The 6,935-nt window shown below is 54.2% G+C and carries 5 protein-coding genes; 3 read left to right on the top strand and 2 right to left on the bottom strand.

Annotated features, from left to right (window positions below; all coding sequences use genetic code 11):
- Positions 1 to 132 precede the first annotated feature (132 nt).
- Positions 133 to 912 carry a hypothetical protein gene (locus C4520_17495; protein RJP17171.1) on the top strand — a complete coding sequence of 260 codons (780 nt, stop codon included), beginning with the start codon at positions 133 to 135 and terminating at the stop codon, positions 910 to 912.
- Positions 913 to 936: 24 nt separating this feature from the next.
- Here the strand turns inward: C4520_17495 and C4520_17490 are convergent, their stop codons facing one another.
- Both C4520_17490 and C4520_17485 read right to left on the bottom strand, forming a co-directional pair.
- Positions 937 to 2,247: an ammonium transporter gene (locus C4520_17490; GenBank protein RJP17170.1), complete on the bottom strand. Its 1,311-nt coding sequence runs from the start codon at positions 2,245 to 2,247 to the stop codon at positions 937 to 939.
- A gap of 363 nt (positions 2,248 to 2,610) precedes the next feature.
- Positions 2,611 to 3,855 carry a thiolase family protein gene (locus C4520_17485; GenBank protein RJP17169.1) on the bottom strand — a complete coding sequence of 415 codons (1,245 nt, stop codon included), beginning with the start codon at positions 3,853 to 3,855 and terminating at the stop codon, positions 2,611 to 2,613.
- Between the two features lie 291 nt (positions 3,856 to 4,146).
- Between C4520_17485 and C4520_17480 the strand changes: the two genes are divergently transcribed.
- Positions 4,147 to 5,301, top strand: coding sequence for a 1-deoxy-D-xylulose-5-phosphate reductoisomerase (locus tag C4520_17480; GenBank protein RJP17173.1), 1,155 nt, complete (start codon positions 4,147 to 4,149; stop codon positions 5,299 to 5,301).
- A complete protein-coding gene (rseP, locus tag C4520_17475; GenBank protein ID RJP17168.1) occupies positions 5,292 to 6,935 on the top strand; it encodes an RIP metalloprotease RseP in 1,644 nt (547 codons plus the stop codon). The genes C4520_17480 and rseP overlap by 10 nt, the downstream gene beginning before the upstream one ends.

Raw genomic sequence — 6,935 nt, 5'->3', positions numbered from 1 at the left:
AGAGCTGATCGAGACCGTCTGCACGCAGTTTCATTCATGGCGCAAACCTAACCAGACCCTTAGGAAATTATGCGCAATTATTTAGGACGCTATATTTAGCATTGGGCAAACCGGCAGCATGACAAGGAGACCCTGGTGATATTTGCAGGTTGTGACGTTGGAGCGGTTGCGGCGAAGATCGTGATCCTGAAGGATGACGCCGTTGCGGCGACTAAAATTCTCGCGTATAAAAACCTTCCGAAACAGGCGGCGCTTGCAGTGTTTGAGGATGCCCTTTCCGAAGCGGGAGTTGCATCTGAGGCAGTTGATCTCTGTGTTGCAACCGGCTTCGGCAGGAAGACGGTCGCTTACGCCGGAGCGGATGTGCCGGAGGTGGTATGCCTCAATCGGGGGGTCCGCTGGCTGAATCCCAACATCCGAACGGTCCTCGATGTCGGCGGCCAGAGCATTCGCGCATTATCTCTCGGAGAAAATGGGAGAGTGACCGATTCGACCGGAAACGAAAAATGCGCGGCTGGAACGGGCAAGTTCATCGAGGTGATGGCGAAGGCGCTCGAACTGCCGCTCGAAGAGGCGGGAAGGTTGGCTCTAACGTCACGAACTCCGGTGAACATCACCAGTCAATGCGGAGTATTTGCCGAGAGCGAGGTCATCACGTACGTCAACGAGGGCATCGACCGGGCCGACATCATTGCAGGTATCAGCCGCTCGGTCGCCGGAAAGATAACATCGCTCGCCCACAGGATCACCATTGCCGAACCGATCGCCATGGTCGGCGGAGTCGCCAAGAACCAGGGTGTAAGGCAATTCCTTGAAAAGGAACTTGGGACATCACTTACCGGTTTTTCGTTCGATCCGCAATGTGTCTGCGCCCTCGGAGCCGCCCTCGTCGCGCGCGAGCGGAAGAAATAAGAGCTGCCGGCTTGTAATCCTTTCTCAATCCACATTGGACATCGCATACGCTCTCTCGCCGTGCTGGCTGTAATCGAGGCCGGCCAGTTCTTCGTCTTCGCTTGCTCGCAATCCCACCAGTTTTTCTATGAGTGTCGCAAGAACAATGGTCACCGCGGCGGCATAACCTATGGCTATCCCTACGGCGAACAACTGCACTTTGAATTGAGGTAGGATGTTCATCCCGTTTTCCCGCATGAAGAATGCGAGCAAAAGCGCTCCGGTAATCCCTCCCATCCCATGGATTCCAAAAACATCGAGGCTGTCGTCGTATCGCATTCTGTTCTTCACCTGAATCGCGGAATAACAGATTACGGATGCACAAGCGCCTAGCGCAATAGCGCCATATGGAAGAACCGCGCCGGCGGCAGGCGTGATTGCCACGAGACCTGCCAGTATTCCGCTGGCGATGCCGAGAGAAGTCGCCTTGCCCTGATGAAACATCTCGATCAACATCCAACCGACCGCGCCGCTCGCTGCCGCAATTTGGGTGACGGTCAAAGCCTGGGCCGTCTTCAAATCGGAAGAGATGGCGCTCCCAGCGTTGAACCCGAACCAGCCGACCCATAACAAGCCGGCGCCGATGAGGGTCATGGTAAGGTTGTTCGGATGCATTATCGCCTTGGGATACCCCATCCGGGGCTTCAGGAAAAATGCGAGCACCAGCGCACTGACGCCGGAAGAGATGTGAACGACGGTCCCGCCGGCGAAATCGATCGTGCCCATTCTGTAGAGGAAGCCCATATCATCGCCGTCAACGTACCATACCCAGTGGCATAGCGGATTGTAAACAAGAAGAGCCCAGAAAACGAGGAAGAGACAATATGCCTTGAACCTTACCCGCTCAGCAAAAGCACCTGCAATCAAGGCGGGAGTGATAATCGCGAATTTGCCCTGGAACATCGCAAAGACGTATTCGGGAATGTGATTGGTGATCGAAGTGTCTATCCCTTTCAGGAAGAAATAATCCCAATTCCAGCCGCACCATCCGCCGAGAACGTTATGTCCGAACGACATGGCATAGCCGCAAATCGCCCAGAGAACCCCCACGATTCCCATCGCGGCAAATGAATGCATCATCGTCCCGACCACATTCTTTGTGCGTACCAAGCCGCCATAAAACATGGCGAGGCCGGGAACCATCAGGAGAACGAGCGCCGTGGAGGTCAGCATCCATGAGGTTGTCCCGGAATCAGTATCGGCTCCCGCCGCGGTTTCGGCATGAGCCATCCCCGGCGCCGCCATCACCATCGCAAGAACCATTAGAGACAGCCACAATTTTCTTCTTCGTATCATTGCGCAAACCTCCGAACTTCTGCAGAAAGGCCGTCGTGCCAAACGTCGGTTTTCTGTGGAAAGGCAAATCCGGTGCCAAGCAGACCTCGCTCCCCCGGTATCGTGCAACTGCTTTATCGAAAGAGACTAAAGCAATTTTCAGAATTTTGCAGCCGATTCTGTAAGGCCATAGATTGCCGATTTCATGGGCAGGTGCCTAAAAAATGGGAGCAGCTATATCGGTCAACTCGAATAATGAGCGATCGGGCGCCTATTGGGTAAGAGGATAGGAATCGGACCGGAAGGGATAAGCAACGAGGGGCAGGTTCAAAACCTGCCCCTGCATAAGATACCTTGAAGCGTTATGTGCACCTGACCCTGATATCAAACCTTCTCGAGAATGGTGATTACCATTGACGCTTCTTCGATGCCGATGTTGCCGCCTCCATTCTCGGCGAGCGCGAGGCGTGCGCCTTCGACCTGCCGTTTTCCGCATTCACCTTTGAGCTGCCACACGAGTTCGGCGATCTGCCCGAGGCCGGTGGCGCCAATGGGGTGCCCCCTGGACTCGAGGCCGCCGCTCGTATTCACTGGAAGCTTTCCCCCCAGCTTGGTTGCGCCCGACTCGGCAAGTGGGCCGCCCTCGCCGTGCTTGCAGAACCCGAGGCATTCGGTCTGGATCAATTCCCCGAAGGCGGTCGCGTCGTGGACTTCGGCTATATTGATGTCTTCCGGGCCGACGCCGGCCATCTCATAGGCTTTCTTGCTCAGCCGCCCGCCGATATCCTCTTCGTCGAAATCCCGATCTCGGCCCGAGGCAAGTGCGCACGCCCTTACTTTCACAAGTTTATCGGCCCCGATTTTTTTCGCGAAATCTTTTGAGCAAAGGACTGCGGCCGCGGCGCCGTCCCCTATCGGCGAGCACATGGGACGGGTCAAGGGGTAGGAAATTTCCGGAGCACTCAATACTTCCTCGACCGTCATGTCATTCTGGTACTGCGCGAACGGATTCATCGAGCTATGGAAATGGTTTTTTGCAGCAATAATCGCCAGTTGCCGCTGGGTCGTCCCGAACCGCTTCATGTGGTTGCGAGCGGCCAGTGAATAAATGTCCATAAAAGCGCTGCGGCTTTTCCCGGCGCTTCCCTCCCCCGCCGATTTTGCGCCCATTTCCTTTTTCTTCTGTTCTTCGGACTCCATCATCGCCTTGAACGCTTCCATCAACTCGACGTCCGTCGCCGCCCAAAAGACCTGGAAGCTCTTCTTCTTATCTTCCATCACGAGCTTTTCCATCCCAAGAGCGAGCGCAACATCATAGAGACCGCACCCAATGCCCATCCAAGCGCCATAAAAAGCGGACGAAGCCGACGCGCAGGCATTCTCGACATTCATCACGGGGATCGCGCCGATTCCCATGGATCGAAGAACGACCTGTCCGCGGATGCTTTCCTGGCCGGTCACGATTCCCTGCACGGAATTTCCCACCCACGCCGCCTGCAGATCCGATTTTTGCACCCGGGCGTGCTCCAATGCCCGAGTGGCGGCCTCTTCCGCCAGTGATTTCATGTTTCGTTCCAGATACTTGCCGAATCGAGTCATCCCGGCGCCTATTACATAGACATCTCGCATAGCTTCCGCTCCTTTTCTCGACGCTGTCGTGCGCTTTGAGGGCTTGGGGGATCGGCTGGGTTCTGTGGCAGTATGGTATTACATTTTGCGGTTGAAATCAAGAATTTTTCTATGCACCACTGCCCGCGCTCGTGTATAATCATTTGGTTTATTCGGGACAGAGATGCTCCGCCTCAGGCCGGAAACAGCCGCTCCTGGACAACTCGGCAAACTACTTGTACTAAACAGAGTTTATCGCAGAAACGTTTCCATTCTGTTGCAGAAATACATGCGAAATGGTATCATGAAATGATGAAGAAAGGTGTAACCATACTTGGGGCCACTGGTTCAATTGGCACAAGCGCCCTCGCGGTTATTGATTCTCTCTCCGAGCATTTCTTTGCCGTCGGGCTGACCGCTCATTCCAATTCAACATTGCTTAAGGAATTGATCGGGCGGTTTCGTCCTCGATTTGCTGCTCTTGCCGATGAGGACGAGGCCCGGGCCCTTCAGGCGCAATGTCCTAAAGAGACGACCGTATTCGGAGGAGTTGAGGGAATATCCGCTGTGGCCGCTGCGCCCGAAGCTCAAGTCGTTGTCTCGGCAATCGTTGGAGCGGCAGGATTACTCCCCATTCTTGCCGCTATAAAAAAAGGAAAGACGGTTGCGCTTGCCAACAAAGAACCCCTGGTGATGGCAGGGTCAGTGATCACGGCGCTCGCGAAGGAGCATCGAGCTGCTTTGTTGCCGGTTGACAGCGAGCACAGCGCCATCTTCCAGTGCCTCTGCGGAAACAAAAATCAAAAGATCCACAAGATAATGCTGACCGCCTCGGGCGGCCCTTTTTATAACAAAGACATCAATCTATCGGATATAACTCCCGAACAGGCGCTGCGACATCCGACATGGCGGATGGGCGCGAAGATAAGCGTCGATTCCGCCACCTTGATGAATAAGGGGTTGGAGGTGATCGAGGCTCATTGGCTGTTCGGGGTGGACGTCGAGGACATCGAGGTTGTAATCCATCCCAGAAGCGTCGTCCATTCACTCGTGGAATTTGTTGACGGCTCGATCATGGCGCAGTTAAGCCAGAACGATATGCGGCTGCCGATCCAGTATGCGCTCACGTATCCGGAGCGGCTGCCGAGTCCGGTGAAACGATTAAAGCTGACCGAGATTTCCCCGCTTGAATTTTTTCCGCCCAGCCTTGATCATTTTCCATGCCTAAGGCTTGCGTATGAAGCGGGAAAGATCGGCGGAACAATGCCGGCGGTCTTGAATGCAGCCAACGAAGTGGCGGTCGAGGAATTTTTGCAGCGCCGGCTGAATTTCCTGGACATACCTGCTGTCATCGAGCAAGTGATGGAGGATCATGTCCCTGTCGATAACCCGACGCTTGATGACATACTAAATGCAGATAGTTGGGCGCGTCATACGGCACGGACTTCCCAAAGGAGATGCACATGAACGCAGAAGCAGTAGCCGGTTTTGTAATTAATGCCGCGCGTTTTATTATCTTGCTGGGTGTGCTCGTGTTTGTTCATGAATTGGGACATTTCCTTGCGGCAAAACTGACTAATGTTTACGTTGTCAGATTGTCGCTTGGCTTCGGCAGGAGACTGATCGGATTCAAGCGAGGCGAGACGGATTATTGCGTATCGGCCATTCCGCTGGGCGGATACGTGAAGATGGTGGGCCAGGAAGACATGCCGAAGACACAGGAAGAAGCCGAGCGAGCCGAACCCGAGATTTCAAATGTGCCCCCTGAACGCAGGTTTGATACGCAATCGACCCGGACCAAGCTGCTGATCGGTTTCGCCGGCCCCTTCATGAATCTTGTGTTTGCGGTGCCGGTACTGTGGATTGCGTACATGATTGGAATAAATGTCCCGGCTTTCACTCAACAGACGTACATCGGAGCGGTTACGCCGGGCTCACCGGCGGAAGAGGCCGGCGTTCGGGCGGGCCAGCGCGTGCTATCGATCAATGAACAACCGGTTGAGACGTGGGAGGAAGTGCAGCTGACTATCATGACCAATGAGGACAGCCCCGTAACCCTCGAGCTGGAGGATTCTTCAGGTAATATCAGAGATGTGACCGTCACCCCCCGGCAGACTGAGGATTCGAAACGGGCCACCATTGGAATCGACCCGTTTATCACCGTCGCGATCGGAAAGATACTGCCCGGAATGCCGGCTTCACAGAGCGGATTAAGAGAAAACGATATCATTCTTGGGTATGACGGGCAAGAGCCCACGAACCAGAACCTGAGCAACCTGGTAGAACAGGTAAATAAAAGCGCCGGTCGACCAATGACCTTCACCGTCCTGAGAGACGGCAAGATGATGGAATTCACGCTTACTCCCAGGGAAAAGGCGGTGATTAGCGGGCTCGAAATACGAGACGGCAGTATCGCTTTCATAGATAAAGAGGTGATCGGAGAACAGGCGGCGAAGCTGCATGAGGGCGATCTGGTTGTGGCTCTGAATGGACAGCCGACCGATCATGATCTCGATCATCTGCTTCTACAGGAACTTTCGGCGGGCGAAACAGTACAACTGACAATAAAACAGAAACCGGGATTATTCAAGGAGACTCAGGAGGTTGTGGTGAATCTGCCGGTGGCCCAGCGCGGCATGATCGGAGTTATCTTTACTCCTGATATTATTCGACAATACGGGCCGGCCACTGCCTTTGTTCATTCATTGGAGGCATACGGCGATTTTGTTTCACTCACAATGAAGACCATCTATTATTTGGTCTCCGGCAAAGTAAGCACGCGCGAAATGGCGGGTCCTATCGGTATTGCATTTTTGACAACCGAGAGCCTGAAACTCGGCATCGGCTACTACTTGAAACTGGTGGCCCTGATTACGATCAACCTGGGAATTCTGAATCTGCTTCCTATCCCCGTCCTGGACGGAGGATTAATGCTGATAGCAGTGATTGATTCGGTTCGGCGTAAACCTCTGGAGGAGAGATACCTTTTGTTGCTCCAGCGGATCGGGTTGGCCTTTATTCTGTTCCTCGTCTTGATTGCGACATACAACGACATCCTTCGCGTCATCAACCACTTCCTTGGACGCGGATTCATAGAGTAA

Source organism: Candidatus Abyssobacteria bacterium SURF_5, from assembly GCA_003598085.1.
Classification (GTDB): Bacteria; Abyssobacteria; SURF-5; order SURF-5; family SURF-5; genus SURF-5.
The sequence above is the reverse complement of the archived record's forward strand: the minus strand, read 5'-3'. Positions and strand labels throughout refer to the sequence as shown.

Coding starts and splice junctions, on each gene's coding strand:
- C4520_17490 (RJP17170.1), bottom strand. CDS start 2,247: ATGATACGAAGAAGAAAATTGTGGCTGTCTCTAATGGTTCTTGCGATG.
- C4520_17485 (RJP17169.1), bottom strand. CDS start 3,855: ATGCGAGATGTCTATGTAATAGGCGCCGGGATGACTCGATTCGGCAAG.
- C4520_17480 (RJP17173.1), top strand. CDS start 4,147: ATGAAGAAAGGTGTAACCATACTTGGGGCCACTGGTTCAATTGGCACA.
- rseP (RJP17168.1), top strand. CDS start 5,292: ATGCACATGAACGCAGAAGCAGTAGCCGGTTTTGTAATTAATGCCGCG.